The organism is Kluyvera chengduensis (assembly GCF_044197065.1).
Taxonomy (GTDB): domain Bacteria; phylum Pseudomonadota; class Gammaproteobacteria; order Enterobacterales; family Enterobacteriaceae; genus Kluyvera; species Kluyvera ascorbata_C.
Genome location: NZ_JBIQOI010000002.1, coordinates 796,240 through 820,353 on the forward strand (window position 1 = coordinate 796,240; position 24,114 = coordinate 820,353).

At 55.2% G+C, this 24,114-nt stretch carries 26 protein-coding genes; 12 read left to right on the top strand and 14 right to left on the bottom strand.

All coding sequences use genetic code 11. The features are described from left to right. Positions 1 to 142: 142 nt before the first annotated feature. A complete protein-coding gene (locus tag ACH1XZ_RS09375) occupies positions 143 to 577 on the bottom strand; it encodes a DoxX family protein (protein WP_395595314.1) in 435 nt (144 codons plus the stop codon). A 152-nt stretch (positions 578 to 729) separates the two neighbouring features. Here ACH1XZ_RS09375 and poxB point away from each other — a divergent pair, with 152 nt between their 5' ends. The 4 genes from poxB to ACH1XZ_RS09395 all read left to right on the top strand — a co-directional run bounded on the left by poxB (position 730) and on the right by ACH1XZ_RS09395 (position 6,041). Then, positions 730 to 2,448: a ubiquinone-dependent pyruvate dehydrogenase gene (gene poxB, locus ACH1XZ_RS09380; protein ID WP_395595315.1), complete on the top strand. Its 1,719-nt coding sequence runs from the start codon at positions 730 to 732 to the stop codon at positions 2,446 to 2,448. 37 nt (positions 2,449 to 2,485) lie between these two features. Further along, complete coding sequence (gene ltaE, locus ACH1XZ_RS09385; protein ID WP_395595316.1) at positions 2,486 to 3,487, top strand: low-specificity L-threonine aldolase; 1,002 nt, start codon at positions 2,486 to 2,488, stop codon at positions 3,485 to 3,487. Positions 3,488 to 3,497: 10 nt separating this feature from the next. Further along, entirely contained in the window at positions 3,498 to 4,940 is a 1,443-nt protein-coding gene (locus ACH1XZ_RS09390; protein ID WP_395595317.1) for a DUF2867 domain-containing protein, read from the top strand. An 87-nt stretch (positions 4,941 to 5,027) separates the two neighbouring features. After that, positions 5,028 to 6,041, top strand: coding sequence for an NAD-dependent epimerase/dehydratase family protein (locus ACH1XZ_RS09395; RefSeq protein ID WP_395595318.1), 1,014 nt, complete (start codon positions 5,028 to 5,030; stop codon positions 6,039 to 6,041). 3 nt (positions 6,042 to 6,044) lie between these two features. Here ACH1XZ_RS09395 and ACH1XZ_RS09400 read toward each other — a convergent pair whose 3' ends face one another. Further along, complete coding sequence (locus ACH1XZ_RS09400; protein WP_395595319.1) at positions 6,045 to 6,881, bottom strand: N-acetylmuramoyl-L-alanine amidase; 837 nt, start codon at positions 6,879 to 6,881, stop codon at positions 6,045 to 6,047. Further along, positions 6,878 to 7,201 carry a heavy metal-binding domain-containing protein gene (locus tag ACH1XZ_RS09405; protein ID WP_395595320.1) on the bottom strand — a complete coding sequence of 108 codons (324 nt, stop codon included), beginning with the start codon at positions 7,199 to 7,201 and terminating at the stop codon, positions 6,878 to 6,880. Before ACH1XZ_RS09405 ends, ACH1XZ_RS09400 begins: the two co-directional genes overlap by 4 nt. Positions 7,202 to 7,371: 170 nt before the next feature. On the opposite strand from ACH1XZ_RS09405, the gene ACH1XZ_RS09410 reads away from it, so the two are divergent. The 6 genes from ACH1XZ_RS09410 to artJ all read left to right on the top strand — a co-directional run bounded on the left by ACH1XZ_RS09410 (position 7,372) and on the right by artJ (position 11,973). Further along, positions 7,372 to 7,887, top strand: coding sequence for a lipoprotein (locus tag ACH1XZ_RS09410; protein WP_395595321.1), 516 nt, complete (start codon positions 7,372 to 7,374; stop codon positions 7,885 to 7,887). 311 nt (positions 7,888 to 8,198) lie between these two features. After that, positions 8,199 to 8,927 carry an arginine ABC transporter ATP-binding protein ArtP gene (artP, locus tag ACH1XZ_RS09415; RefSeq protein WP_035894661.1) on the top strand — a complete coding sequence of 243 codons (729 nt, stop codon included), beginning with the start codon at positions 8,199 to 8,201 and terminating at the stop codon, positions 8,925 to 8,927. A 17-nt stretch (positions 8,928 to 8,944) separates the two neighbouring features. Further along, positions 8,945 to 9,676, top strand: a complete 732-nt coding sequence (artI, locus tag ACH1XZ_RS09420) for an arginine ABC transporter substrate-binding protein ArtI (protein WP_395595322.1) — start codon at positions 8,945 to 8,947, stop codon at positions 9,674 to 9,676. 6 nt (positions 9,677 to 9,682) lie between these two features. Continuing rightward, positions 9,683 to 10,399: an arginine ABC transporter permease ArtQ gene (gene artQ, locus ACH1XZ_RS09425; RefSeq protein WP_395595323.1), complete on the top strand. Its 717-nt coding sequence runs from the start codon at positions 9,683 to 9,685 to the stop codon at positions 10,397 to 10,399. Further along, a complete protein-coding gene (artM, locus tag ACH1XZ_RS09430; protein ID WP_395595324.1) occupies positions 10,399 to 11,067 on the top strand; it encodes an arginine ABC transporter permease ArtM in 669 nt (222 codons plus the stop codon). Before artQ ends, artM begins: the two co-directional genes overlap by 1 nt. Positions 11,068 to 11,241: 174 nt before the next feature. Further along, a complete protein-coding gene (artJ, locus tag ACH1XZ_RS09435) occupies positions 11,242 to 11,973 on the top strand; it encodes an arginine ABC transporter substrate-binding protein ArtJ (RefSeq protein WP_333495824.1) in 732 nt (243 codons plus the stop codon). A 107-nt stretch (positions 11,974 to 12,080) separates the two neighbouring features. On the opposite strand, the gene rlmC is transcribed toward artJ, so the two are convergent. The 10 genes from rlmC to ACH1XZ_RS09485 all read right to left on the bottom strand — a co-directional run bounded on the left by rlmC (position 12,081) and on the right by ACH1XZ_RS09485 (position 21,033). Beyond that, the gene (gene rlmC, locus ACH1XZ_RS09440) at positions 12,081 to 13,208 is read right to left on the bottom strand and encodes a 23S rRNA (uracil(747)-C(5))-methyltransferase RlmC (protein ID WP_395595325.1); all 1,128 of its coding nucleotides are present in this window, start codon (positions 13,206 to 13,208) and stop codon (positions 12,081 to 12,083) included. Positions 13,209 to 13,250: 42 nt separating this feature from the next. Beyond that, entirely contained in the window at positions 13,251 to 13,736 is a 486-nt protein-coding gene (locus tag ACH1XZ_RS09445) for a YbjO family protein (RefSeq protein WP_395595326.1), read from the bottom strand. A gap of 60 nt (positions 13,737 to 13,796) precedes the next feature. Next, positions 13,797 to 14,642, bottom strand: a complete 846-nt coding sequence (potI, locus tag ACH1XZ_RS09450; protein WP_395595327.1) for a putrescine ABC transporter permease PotI — start codon at positions 14,640 to 14,642, stop codon at positions 13,797 to 13,799. Continuing rightward, on the bottom strand, positions 14,639 to 15,592 hold the full coding sequence (gene potH, locus ACH1XZ_RS09455; RefSeq protein ID WP_395595328.1) for a putrescine ABC transporter permease PotH: 954 nt from the start codon (positions 15,590 to 15,592) through the stop codon (positions 14,639 to 14,641). Before potH ends, potI begins: the two co-directional genes overlap by 4 nt. A 10-nt stretch (positions 15,593 to 15,602) precedes the next feature. Beyond that, on the bottom strand, positions 15,603 to 16,736 hold the full coding sequence (potG, locus tag ACH1XZ_RS09460) for a putrescine ABC transporter ATP-binding subunit PotG (protein WP_395595329.1): 1,134 nt from the start codon (positions 16,734 to 16,736) through the stop codon (positions 15,603 to 15,605). Between the two features lie 141 nt (positions 16,737 to 16,877). Then, positions 16,878 to 17,990 (bottom strand): spermidine/putrescine ABC transporter substrate-binding protein PotF, encoded by a 1,113-nt coding sequence (gene potF / locus ACH1XZ_RS09465; RefSeq protein ID WP_395595330.1) that lies wholly within the window; start codon positions 17,988 to 17,990, stop codon positions 16,878 to 16,880. 404 nt (positions 17,991 to 18,394) lie between these two features. After that, positions 18,395 to 18,874 carry a type III secretion system chaperone family protein gene (locus tag ACH1XZ_RS09470; protein ID WP_395595331.1) on the bottom strand — a complete coding sequence of 160 codons (480 nt, stop codon included), beginning with the start codon at positions 18,872 to 18,874 and terminating at the stop codon, positions 18,395 to 18,397. 128 nt (positions 18,875 to 19,002) lie between these two features. Further along, positions 19,003 to 19,905 (bottom strand): 30S ribosomal protein S6--L-glutamate ligase, encoded by a 903-nt coding sequence (gene rimK / locus ACH1XZ_RS09475; protein WP_395595332.1) that lies wholly within the window; start codon positions 19,903 to 19,905, stop codon positions 19,003 to 19,005. Positions 19,906 to 20,048: 143 nt separating this feature from the next. Beyond that, positions 20,049 to 20,771 (bottom strand): oxygen-insensitive NADPH nitroreductase, encoded by a 723-nt coding sequence (gene nfsA, locus ACH1XZ_RS09480; protein ID WP_395595333.1) that lies wholly within the window; start codon positions 20,769 to 20,771, stop codon positions 20,049 to 20,051. After that, the gene (locus ACH1XZ_RS09485) at positions 20,755 to 21,033 is read right to left on the bottom strand and encodes a DUF1418 family protein (RefSeq protein ID WP_395595334.1); all 279 of its coding nucleotides are present in this window, start codon (positions 21,031 to 21,033) and stop codon (positions 20,755 to 20,757) included. The genes nfsA and ACH1XZ_RS09485 overlap by 17 nt, the downstream gene beginning before the upstream one ends. Before the next feature lie 210 nt (positions 21,034 to 21,243). Between ACH1XZ_RS09485 and ACH1XZ_RS09490 the strand changes: the two genes are divergently transcribed. Beyond that, a complete protein-coding gene (locus ACH1XZ_RS09490; RefSeq protein WP_035894505.1) occupies positions 21,244 to 21,507 on the top strand; it encodes a GrxA family glutaredoxin in 264 nt (87 codons plus the stop codon). Positions 21,508 to 21,528: 21 nt separating this feature from the next. Here ACH1XZ_RS09490 and ACH1XZ_RS09495 read toward each other — a convergent pair whose 3' ends face one another. Then, the gene (locus tag ACH1XZ_RS09495) at positions 21,529 to 21,915 is read right to left on the bottom strand and encodes an inner membrane protein YbjM (protein WP_395595335.1); all 387 of its coding nucleotides are present in this window, start codon (positions 21,913 to 21,915) and stop codon (positions 21,529 to 21,531) included. 384 nt (positions 21,916 to 22,299) lie between these two features. Here ACH1XZ_RS09495 and ACH1XZ_RS09500 point away from each other — a divergent pair, with 384 nt between their 5' ends. Then, positions 22,300 to 23,988, top strand: a complete 1,689-nt coding sequence (locus ACH1XZ_RS09500) for an aspartate:alanine antiporter (RefSeq protein WP_395595336.1) — start codon at positions 22,300 to 22,302, stop codon at positions 23,986 to 23,988. Positions 23,989 to 24,114 lie beyond the last annotated feature (126 nt).

A 24,114-nucleotide genomic window follows, 5' to 3' on the forward strand; every position in this document is an offset into this window, starting at 1 on the left:
GATGTGAAAAGGCCACCCGGTTTTACCGGGTGGCCTTTTTTACGTCTGTGAGTGCTTTGAAAGCAACCAACAGCCGATAGCTTTCGGAAGCAGTTCACGCTTCAGGTATTCCATCATCCCTTAATTGTTGGTCGAATAGGGACTACTGCCAGGCCGACTTCCCGCCCAGCGCATATTTCCCCGCGCCAATAAACGCAATCGCCAGTGCCGCTACAAAGAAGTACACCAGGCTCTCAATCGCCCAAGCCCCGGTTTTATCCAGCGCAACGGTCTTGTCCAGCCCCACCATCAGCCATGCGACCACCATGGTAAACGCTAACACCAGCGCCGCCGGACGCGTCAGCACACCGAGGATCAGCAGGATAGGCGCCACCACCTCCCCCACCAACACGCCATAGGCGATAAAGCCCGGCAGCCCTTTTGCCACCAGCATGGCGCTGATGCCATCAACCCCGTCAAACAGCTTGTGCAGCCCGTGGAACAACATCAGTCCCCCGACGACAAGACGCAGTAATAATTTGCCGAAATCTTCGTGTGACAACGTGCGGTTTACTGCCTGGAGCAACTTTATAATCATTTGAATTTTTCCCTGTTTATCCCTGTAGAACGTCTACGGTACTGCTTCTCATTTACTAAATATACCCGCTGAAAATAAGGGTATATTTCCAGCGAAACGACGAGTTTCATCTAAACTTGTAACCGGTATCACAATTCCGGAGATGGAAAACCATGAAACAGACCGTAGCTAACTACATTGCGAAAACATTAGAACAAGCAGGAGTGAAACGAATCTGGGGCGTGACGGGCGATTCGCTCAACGGCCTTAGCGACAGCCTCAACCGAATGGGCACCATTGAATGGATGCCGACGCGACATGAAGAAGTGGCTGCTTTCGCCGCGGGCGCGGAGGCACAGCTCACCGGCGAACTGGCTATATGTGCCGGTTCCTGCGGGCCGGGAAACCTGCACTTAATCAACGGACTTTTTGACTGCCACCGCAACCACGTACCGGTGCTTGCCATTGCCGCGCATATTCCGTCGAGTGAAATCGGCAGCGGCTATTTCCAGGAAACCCACCCACAGGAGCTGTTCCGCGAATGCAGCCACTACTGTGAGCTGGTGTCTACGCCGGAACAAATCCCACAGGTGCTGGCCATTGCGATGCGCAAAGCGGTGCTTAACCGCGGCGTGTCGGTGGTGGTTCTACCGGGCGACGTCGCGCTGAAGGCCGCGCCAGAAAGCGCCAGCACAAACTGGTACCCTGCGCCGCATCCTATCGTCATACCGCCGCAAAGCGAGCTGGAGAAACTGGCCGAGAAGCTCAAGTCTTCACGTAATATTACCCTGCTGTGCGGCAGCGGCTGCGCAGGGGCGCACAGTGAACTCACCGCTTTCGCAGAAAAAATAAAATCCCCTATCGTGCATGCGCTGCGCGGCAAAGAACACGTAGAATATGACAACCCCTATGATGTCGGCATGACCGGGCTTATCGGTTTCTCATCCGGTTTCCACGCCATGATGAACGCCGACACGCTTATCTTGCTCGGTACTCAGTTCCCCTACCGTCCGTTCTACCCAACCGAAAGCACCATCATCCAGATAGATATCAACCCGGCCAGCATCGGCGCGCATAGCAAAGTGGATATGGCGTTAGTGGGTGACGTGAAAGCCACGCTGGCGGCGCTGCTGCCGCTGCTAGAAGAGAAAAGCGATCGAAGCTTCCTCGATAAAGCACTGGAACACTATCACAGCGCGCGTAAAGGATTAGACGATTTAGCCAAGCCGAGCGATAAGGTCATCCACCCGCAGTATCTGGCGCAGCAAATCAGCCGCTTTGCCGCTGAAGATGCCATCTTCACCTGCGACGTGGGTACGCCAACCGTATGGGCCGCGCGCTATCTGCAAATGAACGGCAAACGTCGCCTTCTCGGGTCGTTTAACCACGGCTCCATGGCTAACGCGATGCCGCAGGCGCTAGGTGCTCAAGCCACTGAACCCGGACGTCAGGTCGTGGCAATGTGCGGTGACGGCGGTTTCAGCATGTTAATGGGTGATTTCCTCTCGGTGGTGCAAATGAAGCTGCCGATAAAAATTGTGGTCTTTAACAACAGCATACTGGGCTTTGTGGCGATGGAGATGAAAGCCGGGGGTTACCTCACCGACGGTACGGAGCTTGGCGACACCAACTTTGCCCGCATTGCTGAAGCCTGCGGGATAACCGGTATTCGCGTCGAGAAATCCGCTGACGTCGATGCAGCCCTGCAACGTGCCTTCAGTATTGACGGCCCGGTGCTGGTCGACGTAACCGTCGCGAAAGAAGAGCTGGCGATTCCACCGCAGGTAAAACTTGAGCAGGCCAAAGGTTTCAGCCTGTATATGCTGCGTGCCATTATCAGCGGACGGGGGGATGAAGTCATCGAACTGGCGAAAACCAACTGGCTCAGGTAAAAATGGAGGCATTATTCTGAGTTAAAAAGGAAATGCCGTGATCGACCTACGCAGTGATACCGTAACCCGCCCGACGCGCGCCATGCTGGAAGAGATGATGGCCGCGCCGGTCGGTGATGACGTTTATGGCGACGACCCTACCGTTAACGCCCTTCAACAATACGCCGCCGAGCTGTCTGGTAAAGAGGCGGCGCTTTTCCTGCCTACGGGTACCCAGGCCAACCTGGTGGCCCTGCTCAGTCATTGCGAGCGCGGCGAAGAGTATATCGTTGGCCAGGGGGCGCATAACTACCTGTATGAAGCGGGTGGCGCGGCGGTACTGGGTAGCATTCAGCCGCAGCCTATTGATGCGGCTTCAGACGGTACGCTGCCGCTCGATAAAGTCGCGGCAAAAATCAAAGCCGACGATATCCACTTTGCCCGCACCAAACTCCTGAGCATCGAAAACACCCACAACGGTAAAGTACTGCCGCGGGCCTACCTGAAAGACGCATGGGAATTTACCCGCGAGCGCGGCCTGGCGCTGCACGTGGACGGCGCACGTATCTTTAATGCCCTGGTCAGCTACGGCTGTGAACTGAAAGATATCGCCCAGTACTGCGACTCGTTCACCATCTGCCTCTCTAAAGGCCTCGGCACACCGGTCGGTTCACTGCTGGTCGGCAGCCACGACTATATCAACCACGCCAACCGCTGGCGCAAAATGACCGGCGGCGGTATGCGTCAGGCCGGCATTCTGGCAGCCGCCGGATTGTATGCGCTGAAAAATAACGTCGTGCGCCTGCAGGACGACCACGATAACGCCGCATGGCTTGCCGAGCAGCTGCGTGAAATTGGCGCAGATGTTATGCGTCACGATACCAATATGCTGTTCGTGCGCGTCGGTGACGCTCAGGCCACCGCGCTTGGCGAGTTTATGAAAGCACGCGGCGTATTGCTTAATGCCTCGCCTATCGTGCGCCTGGTGACCCATCTGGACGTTAATCGTCAGCAGCTCGAAGACGTTGTTACACACTGGAAAGCCTTTTTAGCCCGTTAAGGAGCCTGACGTGCCACGTACTATTCTGGTTTTTGGTGCCAGCGGCTATATCGGCCAGCACCTGGTGTCTGAATTAAGCCAGCGCGGGTATACCGTGCGAGCGGTGGCACGTCGCATTGAGCGGCTGCAAAAGCGACAGCTTCCAGGCGTAACCTGCTATTCGGTCGACCTGGAAAAAACCACCGATGTCGCCCGACTGCTCAACGGCGTCGATACCGTCTACTACCTGGTACACGGTATGGGCGAGAGTAAGGACTTTATTAAACACGAGCGCCGCGTGGCGGAAAACGTACGCGATGCGCTGCTGATAACCCCGGTAAAACAGCTGATCTTCTTAAGCTCACTACAAGCGCCGGAGCATGAACAGTCACCGCATCTGAAGGCCCGTCAGCTCACCGCCGATATTCTGCGCAGCGCGGATGTGCCTGTCAGTGAACTTCGTGCAGGCATCATCGTTGGCGCGGGTTCGGCCGCTTTTGAAGTGATGCGCGACATGGTCTACAACCTGCCGGTGCTCACCCCACCGCGCTGGGTACGATCACGCACAACGCCTATCGCGCTGGAAAACCTGCTGTTCTATCTGGTTGAGCTACTGAACCATCCGTCACCTGAGCACCGCGTGTTTGAAGCGGCAGGCCCGGAGGAGTTGACCTATCAGCAGCAGTTTGAACATTTTATGGCGGTCAGCGGCCGCCATCGTCCGCTGATCCCTATCCCACTGCCCACCAGTTGGATCTCGGTGTGGTTCTTAAACGTGATTACATCCGTGCCGCCGACGATCGCCAAAGCGCTGATCCAGGGACTAAAGCATGATCTACTGGCCGACGATCGCACGCTGCGGGCGCTGATCCCACAACCGTTGATCCCCTTTGACGAAGCGGTGCGCCGCACGCTGGAAGAAGAGAAAAAACTCGCCAACTCCAGCGACTGGGGCTACGACGCGCAGGCCTTTGCCCGCTGGCGACCCGAGTACGGTTTTTTTGCCAAACAGGCAGGCTTTACGGTTCAGACGTCGGCAAGCCTTTCTGCGCTGTGGCAGGTGGTGAACCGTCTGGGCGGCAAAGAGGGCTATTTCTTCGGTAACGCGCTGTGGAAAACCCGCGCGGCGATGGACCTGCTGGTAGGACACCGGCTCGCCAAAGGCCGCCCGGAACGGGAAATGCTGCAGGTGGGTGATGGCGTCGACAGCTGGAAAGTCATCATCGTTGAGCCCGAAAAAGCGCTAACCTTACTGTTCGGCATGAAAGCCCCCGGCCTTGGTCGCCTGAGCTTTACCATGGTCGATAAGGGCACGCATCGTGAGCTTGACGTGCGCGCCTGGTGGCATCCCCACGGTATGCCAGGATTACTGTACTGGCTGTTGATGATCCCGGCGCATCTGTTTATCTTCCGGGGAATGGCGCGGCGTATCACCCGTCTGGCAGAAGAAGCGACAGGAAAAAGTGCGCAATAACCCTTTTTCGTCTTAGTTTCCCATTGCATACGAGTGAAATAAACGGAAGAATGCGCACGAAAAACTTTTTTAACACTGTGGATGATTATGAAGGTACTGGTCACCGGCGCCACCAGCGGGTTAGGCAGAAACGCGGTTGAATATCTGCGTAGCAGAGGCATCAGCGTCAGAGCGAGCGGTCGCAATGAAGCGATGGGCAAACTGCTGGAGAAAATGGGCGCGGAGTTCGTCCATGCTGACCTGACCGAGTTGGTTTCCTCCCAGGCCAAAGTGATGCTGGCTGGCGTCGACACACTGTGGCACTGCTCCAGCTTTACTTCGCCGTGGGGCACCCAGGCCGCCTTCGACTTAGCCAACGTTCGCGCCACCCGCCGTCTGGGCGAATGGGCCGTCGCGTGGGGCGTTCGTAACTTCATTCACATCTCTTCGCCGTCGCTATACTTTGATTACCACCACCATCGCGACATTACCGAAGATTTCCGCCCGCACCGTTTCGCCAACGAGTTTGCCCGCAGCAAAGCGGCCAGCGAAGAGGTGGTCCAACTGCTGGCGCAAGCGAACCCGAATACCCGTTTTACTATTCTTCGTCCGCAGAGCGTCTTTGGGCCGCACGATAAAGTGTTTATTCCACGTCTGGCGCAGATGATGCACCACTACGGCAGCGTGCTGCTGCCGCGCGGCGGACACGCGATGGTCGATATGACCTACTACGAGAATGCGGTTCACGCCATGTGGCTCGCCAGCCAACCGCGCTGTGACGACCTGCCTTCCGGTCGCGCCTACAACATCACCAACGGTGAACCGCGCACTCTGCGCAGCATCGTAGAGCGTTTGATTGACGAACTGGATATCCCCTGCCGGATCCGTTCAGTGCCTTATCCAATGCTGGACATGATTGCCCGCAGCATGGAACGCTTTGGTGATAAAAAAGCGAAAGAACCTTCTCTCACCCACTACGGCGTCTCAAAGCTGAACTTCGATTTTACGCTGGATATCAGCCGCGCCCGCGAAGAGCTGGGCTATGAGCCTATCGTTTCGCTCGACGACGGTATCGTGCGTACCGCCGCCTGGCTGGAAGATCACGGTAAGCTGCCTCGCTAGGGTTTAGCCCTGACCGTATTTCTCAAGCAGCGCCTCAGCAATCGCCAGGCTTTCCGCGTCGGCAACGCCGTCATAGCGCGTCGGGCGGAAGTGCATCTGGAAGGCGGCAATCACCCTGATTTGCTGCATTCTGGTCATCCCCGGTTTCACCTCGTAACCATATCGCGCCAACAGGTCGAGCAGATTGCTGGTCGCCACCGGCGCGTTAGGTGAACGCCCGTTCAGGTAGAATGCCACCCGATGCTCATCCGGCCAGGCGCCAATCCCCTGCTGCGCCAGCGACTTCCAGGGGAACAGTGGCCCCGGATCGTCTTTACGCTGCGGCGCAATGTCCGAGTGAGCAACCACGTTTTGCGGCTCAATGTTGTAGCGCTTGATAATGTCTTTCGCCAGCGGCACCAGCGCCTGGATCTGCGCGGGTTCAAACGGCGTAAAGAACTTCGCGCCATCGGCTTTCTGCCAGCCGCGGTTCTCAAGCTCAATGCCGATAGAAGTATCGTTGATGCGCGTTGCGCCGCGCCAGAAGCTGATGCCCGCATGCCAGGCAAGCTTCGACTCCGGTACCAGTTGCCAGATTTTCGGCTTGCCGTGCAGCAGCGGCGGTACCGCCGGAATGAGGTAATGCACGCTCACCTGCTGGCCAACTAACGTCGCGAGGGAGACGTCGAAATCATCCGCCGTGTAGTGAATCACCAGTTCTTTAACGCGCGGATACGCCTGTGGCGATGACTGGCTGGTATCCAGCACATAGTCCTGCTTTTCAATAACGGCCTTTTTGTCTTCCCCGGCACACCCCGCCAGCACCATCGCCAGCATTACCACGGTGAGTAAGCGTTTCATCGGCGCGTTTTAACCGCCGTACCGCTCACGCTCACCATTAGCATGCTGCTGTCTTTGCCGACGGTTTCATAATCGATATCAATCCCGACAACCGCATCGGCCCCCAGCGCTTTGGCCTGCTCTCCCATCTCCTTGAACGCAATTTCGCGCGCCGCGCGCAGCTCTTTTTCATAAGCACCGGAACGGCCGCCGACAATGTCGCGAATACCGGCAAAAAAATCGCGGAAAATATTGGCCCCTAAAATTGCCTCGCCCGTGACCACGCCGCAGTATTCAGTAATCGGCTGCCCTTCGAGGGTGGGGGTCGTAGAAAATTGCATGGACTGCTCCTTCTTTAACGTTCAATGCCTTAGCTCTCTGCGCTAAACGCATTATCGGACCGATACGCTATGCTTGAAAAGGGAATACTCCATTATCGTATACATAAATCGCGCCCGCTGCATGGCGGCATATGGGCGATGAATGTTGAGACAGCTAACAAGGAATCACTATGCGTTACACCAACCTTGCACTTCTTCTTCCCGCAGCGCTACTGCTGAGCGCCTGTACCACCGTGACGCCGGCCTATAAAGATACCGGAACTCGTATGGGACAGTGCGTGGAAGGCGGCCCGGACGCCGTGGCGCAGAAGTTTTACGACGCACAAAAACAGCAACGTAGCACCGACTTTACCGCCCTTCGCCCTTACCTGAGCGACGGTCTGGCAAAACTACTGAGCGACAGCAGCCAGGACCCAGACAAACGTTCGCTGCTGCAATCGAACCTGTTCTCCAGCAGCGCGGGCACGCCTGATAGCGCCGATGTTGCCAGCGCGTCGACCATCCCGAATACCGATGCCCGCAATATCCCACTGCGCGTTGAGTTAAAACAGGGTACCCAGAGCTGGAAAGATGAAGTGCTGATGATCCGCGAAGGCAACTGTTGGGCCGTTGATGACGTGCGCTACCTTGGCAACAATACCCACGCACCGGCAGGCACATTGCGCCAATCTCTTGAAAAACGTTAATAAATTGTAACGTAATTCTGTCAAATGCCTTATTCCGGCAAAATGTCTGGCATTCCTCCTGGAATGCCGACATTTATACCCCTCGCCCACCCCGACCGTTATTTTGTGCTAACTTTAAAAGAAAAGTTGGTTTATATTTAAGTTTTAACGCACAAATATTGCATAACTATTCTGTCAAAGGTACTATTTGCGGCCTCAATTGCTGATAATTCTCTATGGGCTGATACCTTCAGCGGAGAAATCCAACAACGACAGCAGAGCATGCACCTGGCCTTTCCAGGGCGAGAACAACACATTCGTGACGGGTATCAATGAGCATTAAATTAGACGGCATTAACTGCTTTTATGGCGCGCATCAGGCGCTGTTCGACATCACGCTGCAATGCCCTGAGGGCGAAACGCTGGTACTGCTTGGCCCGAGCGGCGCAGGTAAAAGCTCACTCCTGCGCGTGCTGAATCTGCTGGAAATGCCGAAATCCGGTACTCTGGCGATTGCGGGTAACCACTTCGATTTTGCTAAGACCCCGTCAGACAAAGCCATTCGCGAACTGCGTCAAAACGTCGGCATGGTCTTCCAGCAGTACAATCTCTGGCCTCACCTGACGGTGGTGCAAAACCTGATTGAAGCACCGTGCCGCGTGCTGGGCTTGAGCAAAGACCAGGCGATGGCGCGTGCGGAAAAACTGCTGGAGCGTTTACGCCTCAAGCCGTTCAGCGATCGCTATCCGCTGCACCTTTCCGGCGGCCAGCAGCAGCGCGTTGCCATTGCGCGTGCGCTAATGATGGAACCGCAGGTTCTGCTGTTTGATGAACCGACCGCCGCCCTTGACCCGGAAATCACCGCCCAGATAGTCAGCATCATTCATGAACTGGCTGAAACCAACATTACCCAGGTTATCGTCACCCACGAAGTGGAAGTGGCGCGTAAAACGGCCAGCCGCGTGGTGTACATGGAAAACGGTTATATCGTCGAACAAGGCGATGCAAGCTGCTTTAACAGCCCACAGACTGATGCATTTAGAAGTTATCTTTCTCACTGAGATTCAGGACAATGACGATGAAAAAAGTACTGATTGCCGCGCTGCTTGCTAGCGTCAGCCTCTCCGCTGCCGCCGCTCAAACTATCCGTTTCGCGACCGAAGCTTCTTACCCTCCGTTTGAATCCATGGATGCCAACAATAAGATCGTCGGCTTCGATGTGGATCTCGCTAACGCCCTGTGTAAAGAGATCGACGCGACCTGTACTTTCAGCAACCAGTCTTTCGATAGCCTGATCCCAAGCCTGAAATTCCGTCGTATTGACGCCGTCATGGCCGGTATGGATATCACCCCTGAGCGTGAAAAGCAGGTGCTGTTCACCACTCCGTACTACGACAACTCCGCGTTATTCGTCGGCGTGAAGGGTAAATTCACCGGCATTGACCAGCTGAAAGGCAAAAAAGTCGGCGTGCAGAACGGCACCACGCACCAGAAATTCATCATGGATAAACATCCAGAAATCACTACCGTCCCTTACGATAGCTATCAGAACGCCAAGCTGGATCTGCAAAACGGGCGTATTGATGCGGTGTTTGGTGACACCGCCGTCGTCACCGAATGGCTGAAAGCCAACGACAAGCTGGCCGCCGTCGGCGATAAAGTGACCGATAAAGGCTACTTCGGCACAGGTCTGGGCATTGCGGTCCGTCAGGGCAACACCGAGCTGCAGCAGAAATTCAACGCTGCGCTGGAAAAAGTGAAGAAAGATGGCACTTACGAAACCATCTACGCTAAATGGTTCCAGAAGTAAGACTTGATGAACGAAATGTTTCCTTTAGCAAGCGCCGCCGGCATGACCGTCGGCCTTGCCGTTTGTGCACTGATAATCGGCCTCGCGCTGGCGATGTTCTTTGCGGTATGGGAGTCAGTGAAATGGCGCCCTATCGCATGGCTCGGCTCTGCGCTGGTTACCGTGCTGCGCGGCCTGCCGGAAATTCTGGTGGTGCTGTTTATCTACTTCGGCTCTTCTCAGCTGCTGTTAACGCTGTCCGACGGTTTTACTATCAACCTCGGCTTCGTACAGATCCCCGTGCAGATGCAGATCGAAAACTTCGACGTCAGCCCGTTCCTGTGCGGCGTGATTGCCCTCTCCCTGCTCTATTCCGCCTACGCTTCGCAGACCCTGCGCGGCGCGCTGAAAGCGGTGCCAGCGGGTCAGTGGGAGTCCGGCCAGGCGCTGGGGATGTCGAAAAGCGCTATCTTCTTCCGTCTGGTGATGCCGCAGATGTGGCGTCACGCGCTGCCGGGTCTTGGCAACCAGTGGCTGGTGCTGCTGAAAGATACCGCGCTGGTCTCGCTGATTAGCGTGAACGATCTGATGCTGCAAACCAAGAGTATCGCCACCCGCACCCAGGAGCCGTTTACCTGGTATATCGTGGCGGCGGCTATCTATCTGGTGATAACCCTCCTCAGCCAGTACATTCTCAAACGCATTGACCTGCGTACCACTCGCTTTGAACGGAGACCAGGCTGATGCTCGAGTATTTACCGGAACTGATGAAAGGGCTGCACACCAGCCTGACGCTGACCGTGGCCTCCATCGTGGTGGCGCTGGTGCTGGCGCTGATTTTCACCATCATCCTGACGCTGAAAACGCCGGTGCTGGTGTGGCTGGTTCGCGGCTACATTACGCTGTTCACCGGTACGCCGCTGCTGGTGCAGATCTTCCTCATTTACTACGGTCCGGGCCAGTTCCCGACGCTGCAGAACTACCCGGTGCTGTGGCACCTGCTCTCTGAGCCGTGGCTGTGCGCCCTGATAGCCCTGTCGCTGAACAGTGCGGCCTACACCACCCAACTGTTCTACGGGGCGATTCGCGCGATTCCGGAAGGTCAGTGGCAGTCCTGTAATGCGCTGGGGATGAGTAAGAAAGATACGCTGGCAATTTTGCTGCCCTACGCGTTTAAACGCGCGCTCTCTTCCTACTCTAACGAAGTGGTGCTGGTGTTTAAGAGTACGTCTCTCGCCTATACCATCACGCTGATGGAAGTGATGGGCCACGGCCAGCTGCTCTACGGGCGCACCTACGATGTAATGGTCTTTGGCGCTGCCGGACTGGTTTATCTGGTCGTTAACGGCCTGCTGACGCTGATGATGCGTTTAATCGAGCGCAAAGCGTTGGCCTTCGAGCACCGCGACTAGTTTCTGCATAAACTGCGTTCGTGAAAACGGATAAGCCATTGGCCTGTCCGTTTTTTTTTGCCACTAATAAAATATTTAATCAAATATATTGCATATAAATTCACATAGTGGCATTGTAGCTCCATGCCACACGCAGGGCAGCACCCAATAAGCGAGACAGACAGGAGCTCATCCATGAAAAAATTAGTATTGGCCGCCTTACTTGCCACCGTCGCCGTAGGCGCCCAGGCCGCAGATAAAATCAGCTTTGGCGTTTCCGCCACCTACCCGCCGTTTGAATCCATGGATGCCAGCAACCAGATTGTCGGCTTTGATATCGATCTCGCTAACGCGCTCTGTAAGCAGATGCAGGCTGAATGTACATTCACCAACCATGCGTTCGATAGCCTGATCCCGGCGCTGAAGTTTAAGAAATACGACGCGGTCATCTCCGGCATGGACATCACCCCGGAGCGTAGCAAACAGGTTGCCTTTACCGATGCCTATTATGCTAACTCGGCGCTGGTGATTGCTAAAAAAGGCGAGTTCAAAACCTTTGACGACCTGAAAGGCAAACGTATCGGGATGGAAAACGGCACCACCCACCAGAAATACCTGATGGATAAGCACCCGGAAGTGAAAACCGTAGCCTATGACAGCTACCAGAACGCGATTATCGACCTGAAAAATGGCCGTATCGATGGCGTGTTTGGTGATACCGCGGTGGTTAACGAATGGCTGAAAACCAACCCACAGCTGGGTGCAGCTACTGAGAAAGTGACCGACCCGCAGTATTTCGGCATTGGTCTGGGGATTGCGGTACGTCCTGACAACAAAGCGCTGCTGGAAAAACTGAACGGCGCGCTGAAAGCGATTAAAGCTGACGGTACCTATCAGAAGATTAACGATAAGTGGTTTGCTGAGTAATCAGCCGTTCCCGGGGTCGCTAACGCTCGCCCAGGCTACCAATAAATAACCCGGCTAATGCCGGGTTTTGTCTTTCTGTAGCCCGGCCAAGCGAAGCGCCGCCGGGACTATCTCCGCACCAACAGCGTCAACACCTCGTAATGCGCCGTATGCGGGAACATATCAAACAGCTTCACCTTCTCCACGCGATACCCTGACAGATGGGCAAAATCCTTCGCCATCGTCTGCGCATTACAGCTGGAATAGATAATAAATTCCGGTGACATCTCGCTTAAATAGTCACACAGCGCCTTACCAATACCGCGTCGCGGCGGGTTGACCAGCACCAGTTGAGGGACATCCGCCTGGGCGGTAGCAAACTGGGTCGAGTCCAGCGCCTGAAAATGAAGTTTCTCCAGGCCCAGCGCCGCCGCCGACTGTTTGGCACAGGCGATAGCTTCCGGCGCAATCTCAATGCCGGTCAGCGTCATTTCCGGCGTTGCACAGTGCAGACCAAAACCGCCTACACCGCAAAACAGATCCCACATATGATTAACCGGCAGCGCCCTCACCCAGTCGCGCGCGGTGGCGTACAGCGCGCTCGCCACCGTTGGGTTGGTCTGGAAGAAGCTCTGCGGGCGGATCCACAACGGTACATCGTTAAAGCTTTCCGCCAGCGCCTGCTGTTCGGTAAAGAAGATTTCCTGCTCGCCTTCCATGATCGCCATATGTACCGGCTGAATATTGGCGGTAATCACCTTCAACTGCGGCAGCTGCGCCTGTAGCCGCGGCAGCGCCGCGCGAAGCTGCTCCAGCTTGGCTTCTGAGCGCAGGACGAAACGCAGCATCATGCCGCCGTCCAGCTGGCTTTCGGTGAGCAGCAGATATTTAAGCTCACCGCGCTTACGCGCCACGTTATAAGGCGTTAAACCCGCACGGGCGATAAACGGCTTCAGCGCGGCAAAGACCGGGGCAAACGAATCGGGGTAAAGCGGGCAGTCGGTCAAGTCTTCCGGCGTACCGTCGCGGTGCAGCATGCCGAGCAGCGGGCGTTCTACGCTACCGCTGACCACCATTTTGGCTTTATTACGAAAACCCTGTTCCGGGCCGGATACCGGTGCGCACCAGCCGTTAACGGAAAAATCCGCCAGCAAACTCTGGAGATCGGCCATTTTGACCGCCAACTGCTCGGCTATCGGCTGCTCAATCCACTGACAGGAACGGCAACGATGGGCATCATAAAGTGCGCACTGCATAGAAAGACCTTGAGAAAATCGGGGGCGTGGATTGTATCACCGTTATTGATAGCGGAAAAATCGGCGGGAGGTTGCGGGCACAAAAAGCAGGCATAAAACCAGCAGGTCCGGCATTTTTTGCATCACCAGCGAGCGGAAGATCTCCCGCTTTGATTCGCCCGCAATGCTGAACAGCTCAGGATAACCATAGCCAAGCGAGGCCGCCCACAGATAGCTGGCGGCAATCACCTGCGTCAACAGATAGACCCAGCGCGCCCAGTTACGCCCTTTTACTAGCGAAAACGCGCAGCCTATCTCAACAAACACCAGCACCAGACTACTGAGAAAAACCAGCGTTAGCGTCCAGGTTTGTACGCTGCGGTGAATAAACTCGCCAATGCCATGCAGCCCGAGCAGGTTGATTATCATAATCAGGTCGAGACAGCGGATTAAAATAATGGCGAGCGCCGCCACCTGCACCAAAGCAGGGACATTCAGGCGAGCATGCGAACGGCTTCGAGTAAACAGATCCAATGTATTGCCTTCCATGAAAACGATGCCGCGAACGTTCGCGGCATCGACTGCATATCCGTATCGATTTTAAGAGGATTATCCGCGTCTTGCACGCTGGATATCACGCACTCGCTGTTTTTCTGCGCGCGCCATCAGATACCAGGCGATAAATCCGACAATTCCGACCACGCCGAGGATGAGCGTTGCCAGGGCGTTAATCTCTGGATTCACCCCCATACGCACGCTGGAGAAGACCAGCATCGGCAGCGTTGTCGCACCCGGGCCAGAAACAAAGCTGGCGATCACCAGATCGTCGAGCGACAGCGTGAAGGCCAGCAGCCAGCCGGAGATCACAGCGGGCATGATCATCGGCAGCGTAATGATGAAAAAGACCTTCAGCGGCGTCGCGCCAAGATCCATCGCCGCCTCTTCAATCGAACGGTCAAGTTCACGCAGGCGCGAGGAGATAACCACCGCCACGTACGCCGTACAGAAGGTGACGTGCGCCAGCCAGATGGTCAACATGCCGCGGTCGGCAGGCCAGCCTATAGCGTGACCCAGCGCGACGAACAGCAGCAGCAGCGACAGCCCGGTGATGACATCTGGCATAACCAGCGGCGCCGTTATCATAAAGGCAAAGCCGGTGGACCCGCGGAAACGGCCAAAGCGCACCATCACCACGGCAGCAATGGTACCGAGAATGGCCGCCATGGTTGCCGCACAGGCCGCAATCGTCAGGCTCAGCCCCACGGCGCTCATCATTGCATCGTCACGGAACAGCTCGCCGTACCAGCGCGTCGACCAGCCCGCCCAGACGGTGACCAGTTTCGAACTGTTAAACGAATAGATCACCAGCATCAGCATCGGCGCATAAAGGAAGGTAAAGCCAATCACCAGGATCAGAATGCGCCACGGCGATCTTACGACAGGCAGGTTATTCATCCGTGGTCTCCTATCTGTTTTTGCTGATGTTTATGGAACCACATGATCGGCACGATCAGCAGCAGCAGCATCACAATCGCCACTGCCGAGGCGACCGGCCAGTCGCGGTTGTTAAAGAACTCCTGCCACAGCACGCGGCCAATCATAATGCTGTCCGGGCCGCCTAACAGTTCTGGAATCACAAACTCCCCGACCGCCGGGATAAACACCAGCATCGACCCGGCAATAATCCCACCTTTGGTGAGCGGCACAATTACGCTGAAGAAGGTTTTCAGCGGACGAGCGCCCAGATCCAGCGAGGCTTCCACCAGCGAATAGTCGATGCGGGTCAGCGCGGTATAGATAGGCAGCACCATAAACGGCAGATAGGCGTACACAATGCCGATATAGACCGCCAGGTTGGTGTGCAGAATCGTCAGCGGCTGATCGATAACGCCTAACCACATCAGGAAGTTATTCAGAATGCCGTTATTTTTCAGGATCCCCATCCACGCATAAACGCGGATTAAGAACGAGGTCCACGACGGCAGGATCACCAACAGCAGTAGAATATTGCGCGTTGATGGTTTACTGTGCGCCACCGCCCACGCCAACGGGTAGCCGAGGAACAAACAGCAGAGAGTTGAGATCCCTGCCACCTGCAATGATTGCAGATAGGCCTCAAAGTAGAGCGGATCGTCGGTGAGCTGCAGGAAGTTACCGAAGTTCAGCGCAAGGGTGAGCTGACCGTCGGCCCACTCCATCAGATCGGTATACGGCGGGATCGCGCGCGCCATCTCTGCCAGGCTGATTTTGAAAACAATCAGGAATGGCAACAAGAACAGCAATATCAGCCACACGTACGGCATGGCGATAACCAGCTTGCGCCCGTGTTTCATATTGATGCGCGCCAGCCACAGCACGAAGCCGCCCGGTTTGCGCGGACGGGCCGGTGGTTCAAACGTACTCATAGCCCCCTCCTTAAACCGTTAACACCACGCAGCTATCGGCATCCCAGCACAAACGCACCTCGTCGCCCCAGGTCGGTAATCCTTTCTGGTAGCGATGGGCATTCTGCAACTGGGCGCTGATCATCTGCCCGCTCTTGAGCCGCACGTGGTAAATGGAGAGATCGCCCAGATAGGCAATATGCACCACTTCACCGACGGCAAAGTTATAACCATCCGCAGGCGGCTCTTCGCAGAGCATGATTTTTTCTGGCCGCAGCGCAACGTACACCGGCACGTTGTCGACAACCGAGGCATCCGGGTCCACTTTCAGCGGGTGAACCAGCCCAGGTGAGTCAATCACCAGACCATCGTCCTCGCGCGACTTCAACAGCCCCTCGAAGACGTTGACCGAGCCGATAAACTCGGCGCTGTAGCGCGTGGTCGGGTGCTCGTAAATCTCTTCCGGCTCGCCAATCTGCACGAACTTACCGCGGTTCATAATGGCGATACGTCCGGCCATGGTCATCGCCTCTTCCTGGTCATGAGTCACCATCACACAGGTCACGCCGACGCGTTCCAGAATATCGACCACTTCCAACTGCATACGATCGCGCAGCTTTTTGTCCAGCGCACCCATCGGCTCATCCAGCAGCAGCAGCTTAGGCCGTTTCGCCAGGCTGCGCGCCAGCGCCACGCGCTGACGCTGTCCGCCGGAAAGCTGGTGCGGTTTGCGTTTGGCAAATTCCTGCATATGCACCAGCGCCAGCATTTCGGCCACGCGGGCGGTAATTTCCGCTTTCGGTAGTTTGTCCTGCTTGAGGCCGAAAGCAATATTCTGCTCCACCGTCATATGCGGGAAAAGCGCATAGGACTGGAACATCATGTTAATCGGGCGCAGATAAGGCGGCACGTGCGCCAGGTCGACGCCGTCCAGCATAATCTGCCCGGCGGTAGGCTGCTCAAAGCCCGCCAGCATTCGCAGCAGGGTTGATTTACCGCAGCCAGAAGCGCCCAGCAGCGCAAAAATTTCGCCTTTATAAATGGTGAGGTTAACGTCGTCTACGGCGTGCTGACCGTCAAAAGATTTGGTCAGGTTACGGATTTCCAGCAGCGGGGTGAGCGCTTTGCGGGGTTTCGCCTGTGGGCGGGAAATAGCGTCGTTCAATCTGGTGCTCTCCGGCAAAATACAAATATCGATATGACCCGGTTGTCATATCAACCTCTGGACACCGACCGTAGAGCCGGTGTCCAGATTGGGGCAGATGCACTGCCCCGGTGCATATTCATCACGTAATAGGTGAATGAATTATTTCCCGCTTTTTACTTTGGTCCACGCACGCGTTCTTACGCGGTCGATTTTTGGATCCTGGACCTTCAGCGTAAACAGCTTGGAGAAGACATCCGCTGGCGGATAAATTGCCGGGTTGTCACGAATCTCGGCGCTCACCAACGGCGTTGATGCTTTGTTGCCGTTCGCATAGAACACGTGGTCGCTGATATGGGCAATCACATCCGGACGCATCAGGTAGTTAAGGAACTGGTAGGCTTCATCTTTATTCTTCGCATCGGCTGGCATTGCGAAGACATCAAAGAACGCCAGAGCGCCCTCTTTTGGAATGAAGTAAGAAACATTCACCCCATTTTTCGCTTCTTTCGCGCGATTCGCCGCCTGCCACACGTCACCCGCCCAGCCGATAGCCACGCAGATATCACCGTTTGCCAGGTCGTTAATGTACTGAGAAGAGTGGAAGTAGCGAATGTTAGGACGCAGTTTCAGCAGCAGATCGGTCGCCGGGCCGGTGTAGTCATCAGCCTTGGTGCTGTTCGGATCTTTGCCTAAGTAGTTAAGCACAGTGGCGAAGATTTCTTCCGGTGCATCGAGGAAAGAGACGCCGCAGCTTTTCAGTTTCTCCAGGTTTTCCGGCTTCATCACCAGATCCCAGCTGTTCAGCGGAACATCTTTGCCCAGCACGGCTTTGACTTTGTCGACGTTGTAGCCGATACCGGTCGTCGCCCACAGATAAGGCATCGCGTATTTGTTGTCCGGGTCGTGTTTAGCTACCAGCTTCAACACATCCGGATCGAGATTTTGCCAGTTTGGCAGCTTGCTCTTATCGAGCGGCTGGAACACACCTGCGGTGAGCTGACGTTCCAGGAAGCTTGCCGACGGCACCACCAGGTCAAAACCGGTGCTGCCCGCCATCAGTTTGCCTTCCAGCACTTCGTTGGAATCAAACACGTCGTAAACGACTTTAATTCCGGTCTCTTTCTCAAAATTCGCTACGGTGTCCGGCGCGATATAGTCAGACCAGTTATAGACATGCAGCGTTTTTTGTTCTGCAGCGAGCACGCTTGCCGAGGCGGCCATCAGCGCACCCGTCACCAGACCTGTTAACCATTTTTTATTTAAGGCGGCCATATCTCTTATCCTTCTCGTCGACCGTTAACAAACGGACGAAATATACGCAATTTAGAGTATGCAGAAATCATGCATATTTTTTCGTACTGCATGAAAGAGAAGAGACCCGGCTCCCCTGCAGTCATTGCTCGCTTTATCAATGCAAGAACCTCGCCAACAAGGGAAATTGTCAGCAATAAATAGGGGGCATCGATATGTCGCAAGAATAACTGTAGCCCGCACCGGAGGCTATAGGTCAGTGTAAAAAACGCCTTTTATCAATTTTTTATGCAAGATCACTCTATCTGATAAGCCAAAAGGGGCAATCAGGTAGTGAATGAATCTTTAAAAATAGGTTAAAGACAGAATAAAAGCAGGTAATACGCAGCCACTATGGCAGTGACTGCGTTAATTCACGGGGATGATTAGTGAAGAAAATGGTATTGAATATCTTCCGGCGGCTGCTCTTCGTCTTCCGGCTTATAAAGCAGCTGATGCGCGTTTGCCTCGAGGATCACCATCGATACCTGCTCTTCGCTCTGCGTCGCGAAAGCAGCGAACTGTTCGAAAGTCACCCCGGCGCCGACGGATAAAGACTGGCAAACTACCAGCTTTGGCAGATTATCATCCTGCATATCGAGAAACGCCTTCACCGTCAGCGAACTGGCGTTAATGGCGGAGAGATCGGCCCCCAGCGCCAGCAGCGCGGATGGCTTGACCTCAGCCAGCGCCGAGAAAAGCACGACGTTATCGATGAGATCAATTTTGGCATCGAAGACGCCTTCAAAATTTTGCATATGCGGCAGGTGCAGCGCCTGACAGGTGTCGCACTCAAAAAAGCTCATGCCCATTTCGTCGAGCCACTGACGTAACGTATCCAGACTCGGGACGACGAGAGAATCCATATTGCCTATGACCTCATGCGGTAAAGTAAAACATTCCAGACAAACAAATGACCGGGCAGCAGCCCGGTATCAGTACGAGAGTAGCGCATAGCTTACGCAAAAAAGGTGTCACATACCATGAAAGCGCGCTATCCACCGATTTTCAGACAAAATCCCGGATGCGCCTGACGCTCGATCCACTCGATCATTTTACCGGCGATATCGATACCGGTGGTGGTCTCCACCCCTTCCAGCCCCGGCGATGCATTGACCTCCATCACCAGCGGGCCGCGGTTGGCGCGCAGAATATCCACCCCCGCGACATCCAGGCCGAGCGTTTGCGCCGCCTTAATGGCTATCGCTCGTTCAGCCGGGGTGATGGTAGCGACTGTCGCCACGCCGCCACGGTGCAGGTTAGAGCGAAAATCGCCTGATTTCGCCCGACGCTCAATTGACGCAACCACTTCATTACCGACCACCAGGCAGCGAATATCGCACCCTTTAGCCTCTTCGATATATTCCTGCACCAGGATATGCGCGTTCAGTCCACGAAACGCATCAATTACGCTTTCCGCCGCCTGCCGCGTTTCGGCCAGCACCACGCCAATTCCTTGGGTGCCTTCTACCAGTTTGACCACCAGCGGCGCGCCGCCGACCATGTCGATAAGGTCGCTGGTATCATCCGGTGAATGGGCAATGCCGGTCACCGGCAGGTCGATACCCTGACGGGCCAGTAGCTGCAGCGAACGCAGCTTGTCGCGAGCACGGGTAATCGCCACCGATTCGTTGAGCGGATAGCTACCCAGCATCTCGAACTGGCGCAGGGTCGCCATCCCATAGTAGGTAATCGCCGAGCCAATCCGCGGGATCACCGCGTCGTAGTGCGGCAATTGTCGACCTTTGTAGTGAATCGACGATGCGGCCGGGTCGACGTTCATATAGCAAGACAGCGGGTCCAGCACTTCAACAATATGGCCGCGACGCTGGGCGGCTTCGCGCAGACGCTTACACGAAAAGAGCGTTCCATCCCGGGACAATATGGCGATCTTCACCCTTTAACTCTCCAAAAAAGCCGCTAAATTAACCGGCGTATCATACCGTTTTCGCCTCCACGGAGGATTGAGCCCTGACACAGATTCAGGCATTTGCAGCGCCATGCCGTAGGCCCGATAAGCGAAGCGTCATCGGGCATAAATCAGCGCGTAGCAAACCCCTGCTGGTGCAGGTAATCAAGAATAAACGGGCGACTCTCTTTGATAAGCGTACGGCGAATATGGTCGCTCCAGGTATCCCGCCGCGCGTTGGTACTGCGCGATAAATAGTACTGCGCAAGTTCTTCGTCGTACTGCGCCAGCACCGCAGCGTCCATCGGCTGATAGTGATTTTCATGCACCACCAGCGCGGCCGGCAGGCGCGGCTTGAGATCCGGATGGCTGGCAGGCCAGCCAAGGCACAGACCAAACAGCGGCAGTACATGCTTTGGCAGCTTAAGCAGTTCCGTCACCTGCGCAATATTATTACGCAGGCCGCCAATATAGACGCCGCCTAATCCCAGCGATTCCGCGGCGGTCAGCGCGTTTTGCGCCATCAGCGCGGTATCCACCACGCCAAGCAGCAACTGCTCCGCCAGGCCCAGCTGTGCCTCAGGGCAAATCTGTAGATGGCGGTTAAAATCAGCGCAAAATACCCAGAACTCAGCGGCTTGAGCTACGTGCTCCTGCCCGCCTGTCAGCGCCACCAGCTGTTTGCGCATGTCGCTATCAGTGATGCGGATAATCGAACTGCACTGTAAAAAGCTGGAGCTAGAGGTTGCCTGGGCGCTAGCGATAATCGCGCTGCGCTGTTCGTCATTTATCGGCTCGCCGGTAAACTGGCGAATGGAGCGATGGTTAAGCAGAACCTCAATGGTCGGAGTCATCTTTTTTTTCCTTATCTCGCGGCAGGCCAGGATTCATCAGCTGTGGCGCAACGGCACGGGCTATACCCCAAAAGAGCACGCCAGCCGCAGGCAGCATCAGCGCAATTCCAATAAAGATCATCACCACCGCCGCCAGTTGGCTGGCAAACGGCGCGGGCAGCGTGATGTACTGATTGAGCGATAGCCACGCCGCCGCCAGTACAACCATGCCAATGGCCTCCAGAATTAAAACGCTTTTGGGTAGTGCTCCAAGCGAACGCATGCTTCTTCTCCTGTGAATCCTTAGCGCATTTTGATTACTTATTTACGACGAGTATAACGGCAAGCCGCTGAAAAATATTTATCCAAACATAGCCAGAATGAATCAGAACAACAGGTAGAACCTTCTTTCCCCTCCGCGCTTCACGCGGCATGATAAGCCCCATTCGCCGACAGGCACGTTGATTATTCCGCTCGTTTGAGGAGAGACACTATGTTTACCGTAATTTTTGGTCGTCCAGGCTGCCCTTACTGCGTTCGTGCAAAAGAGCTGGCGGAAAAGCTGACCCAGGAGCGTGATGATTTCAACTACCGTTACGTCGATATCCACGCGGAAGGCATCACCAAAGCCGACCTGGAAAAAACCGTCGGCAAGCCGGTTGAAACCGTTCCACAGATTTTCGTCGATCAGAAACACATTGGCGGGTGCACAGACTTTGAAGCCTGGGCAAAAGAGAATCTTGGACTGTTTGCCTGATAACATCATCAACGCCCGCACTTATAGCGGGCGTTTGTTTATCCGACGTTTATCGTGCAGCAGTGAACTGATAAACAGATAGCACAGCGCGCCGAGCGCACACCAGAACACCGCGCTAAACAGCCATGCCAGCTCCTGCCAGAACGAACGATCGCTACTGAAAAAAAGCCGCATCAGGACAAGACAGAGCGGCGCGGCGAGAATAGCGCCAACCAGCGGACGCAACACACGACGACGCGACGAAAGAAAGCTTGAGACTACGCCCGGAATAATAAAAAACAGCAGCCCCAGCTCAGGGCTTCCGTTAGCGCGAAACGCACCTTTCACGTTCAGAATCAGTGAAAAAAAGACCACTATAAAGAGTAAGAAGCAGCAAATAACCCCTGCCCAACCGCGTTCAGATTTCACACGCATCTCCTGAAAATATCTCTATCAAACCCCAGACTTCGCCCTTACGGACACCCAGTCAGATAAAGTTGTTGGCCTTCCCTGCCAAAACTTCGCTACATTTTATCTATCAGTACTTTTGGAGCGTTCTCCCGGGCAAAAATATCGTGCGCCCGATGATTCACTCTCTGACCGTCGCGATGCAGACTGATTGATCATATGTAATGTGTATTAAAAGCGATTGTTGCTAGCCGTAGCTATCAGGAACGATTAAACTACTGACCGCTATTTTCTGGTTATTCTTCGGGTTCCGGATAGCAAAACGCATACCCTAGCCCGTGGTAAACAGTAGACCAAATAACCATTCCTTTCAACACGTTACTGGTAAACGATAAGTTAGACTCCGTGAATATAAACGTCGCAGATTTGTTAAACGGGAATTACATCCTGTTATTATTCGTGGTATTAGCGCTGGGGCTTTGTCTTGGCAAATTACGCCTTGGCCCCATCCAACTCGGTAATTCCATTGGCGTTTTAGTGGTTTCTCTCCTATTAGGACAGCAACACTTCAGTATTAACACCGATGCGCTGAATCTCGGATTTATGCTATTTATTTTCTGCGTAGGTGTAGAAGCCGGGCCGAACTTTTTTTCTATTTTCTTCCGCGACGGTAAGAATTATCTAATGCTCGGCCTGGTGATGGTCGGTAGCGCACTGCTAATTGCCCTAGGCCTCGGTAAGCTATTTGGCTGGGACATCGGCCTGACGGCTGGTTTACTCGCCGGCTCAATGACCTCCACCCCGGTGCTGGTCGGCGCGGGCGATACGCTTCGCCACTCCGGTATGGAAGCCAGCCTGCTGGCGCAAGCGCAGGATCACTTAAGCCTCGGCTATGCGCTTACCTATCTGATTGGTCTCGTCAGCCTGATTGTCGCCGCCCGCTACCTGCCAAAATTTCAGCATCAGGATCTGCAGACCAGCGCCCAGCAAATCGCTCGCGAGCGTGGTCTGGATACCGATACCAATCGTAAAGTGTATCTACCGGTTATCCGTGCCTATCGCGTAGGCCCTGAATTAGTGGCATGGGCAGACGGTAAAAACCTGCGCGAGCTTGGCATCTACCGCCAGACCGGCTGCTATATCGAGCGTATCCGCCGCAACGGTATTCTCGCCAACCCTGACGGCGACGCTGTGCTGCAGATGGGCGATGAAATTTCGCTGGTCGGCTACCCGGACGCGCACGCACGCCTCGACCCAAGCTTCCGTAACGGCAAAGAGGTGTTCGACCGCGACCTGCTGGACATGCGCATCGTCACCGAAGAGATCGTGGTCAAAAACCACAATGCCGTCGGACGCCGTCTGGCGCAGCTGAAGCTGACCGACCACGGCTGCTTCCTTAACCGCGTTATCCGCAGCCAGATTGAAATGCCAATCGATGACAACATCGTACTGAACAAAGGCGATGTGCTACAGGTGAGCGGCGACGCTCGTCGCGTGAAAACCGTTGCCGATCGTATCGGCTTCGTTTCCATTCACAGCCAGGTTACTGACCTGCTGGCCTTCTGCGCCTTCTTTATCGTCGGCCTGATGATCGGCATGATCACCTTCCAGTTCAGCAACTTTAACTTCGGCATCGGTAACGCCGCCGGTCTGCTGTTTGCCGGTATCATGCTCGGCTTCCTGCGTGCCAACCACCCAACCTTCGGCTATATCCCACAGGGTGCGCTGAATATGGTGAAAGAGTTCGGCCTGATGGTCTTTATGGCAGGCGTGGGATTAAGCGCGGGCGGCGGCATCGGTAAGAGTCTCGGCGTGGTCGGCGGTCAAATGCTGGTCGCCGGTCTGTTGGTCAGCCTGATCCCGGTAGTGATTTGCTTCCTGTTCGGCGCCTACGTGCTGCGCATGAACCGCGCGCTGCTGTTCGGCGCCATCATGGGCGCACGCACCTGTGCCCCGGCAATGGAAATCATCAGCGACACCGCGCGCAGCAACATTCCAGCGCTGGGCTATGCGGGCACCTACGCCATCGCCAACGTGCTGCTTACCCTCGCCGGTACGCTGATTATCATCATCTGGCCTGGGCTAGGCGGCTAGCCCAGGCCAAGGGGAAACAAAGAAAAGAAAAATATTTTTGCGCAACGCAGAACTTTTTATCAGGGTGCGAGTCTTAATTAGTGCCACTGCTTTTCTTTGATGTCCCCATTTTGTGGAGCCCATCAA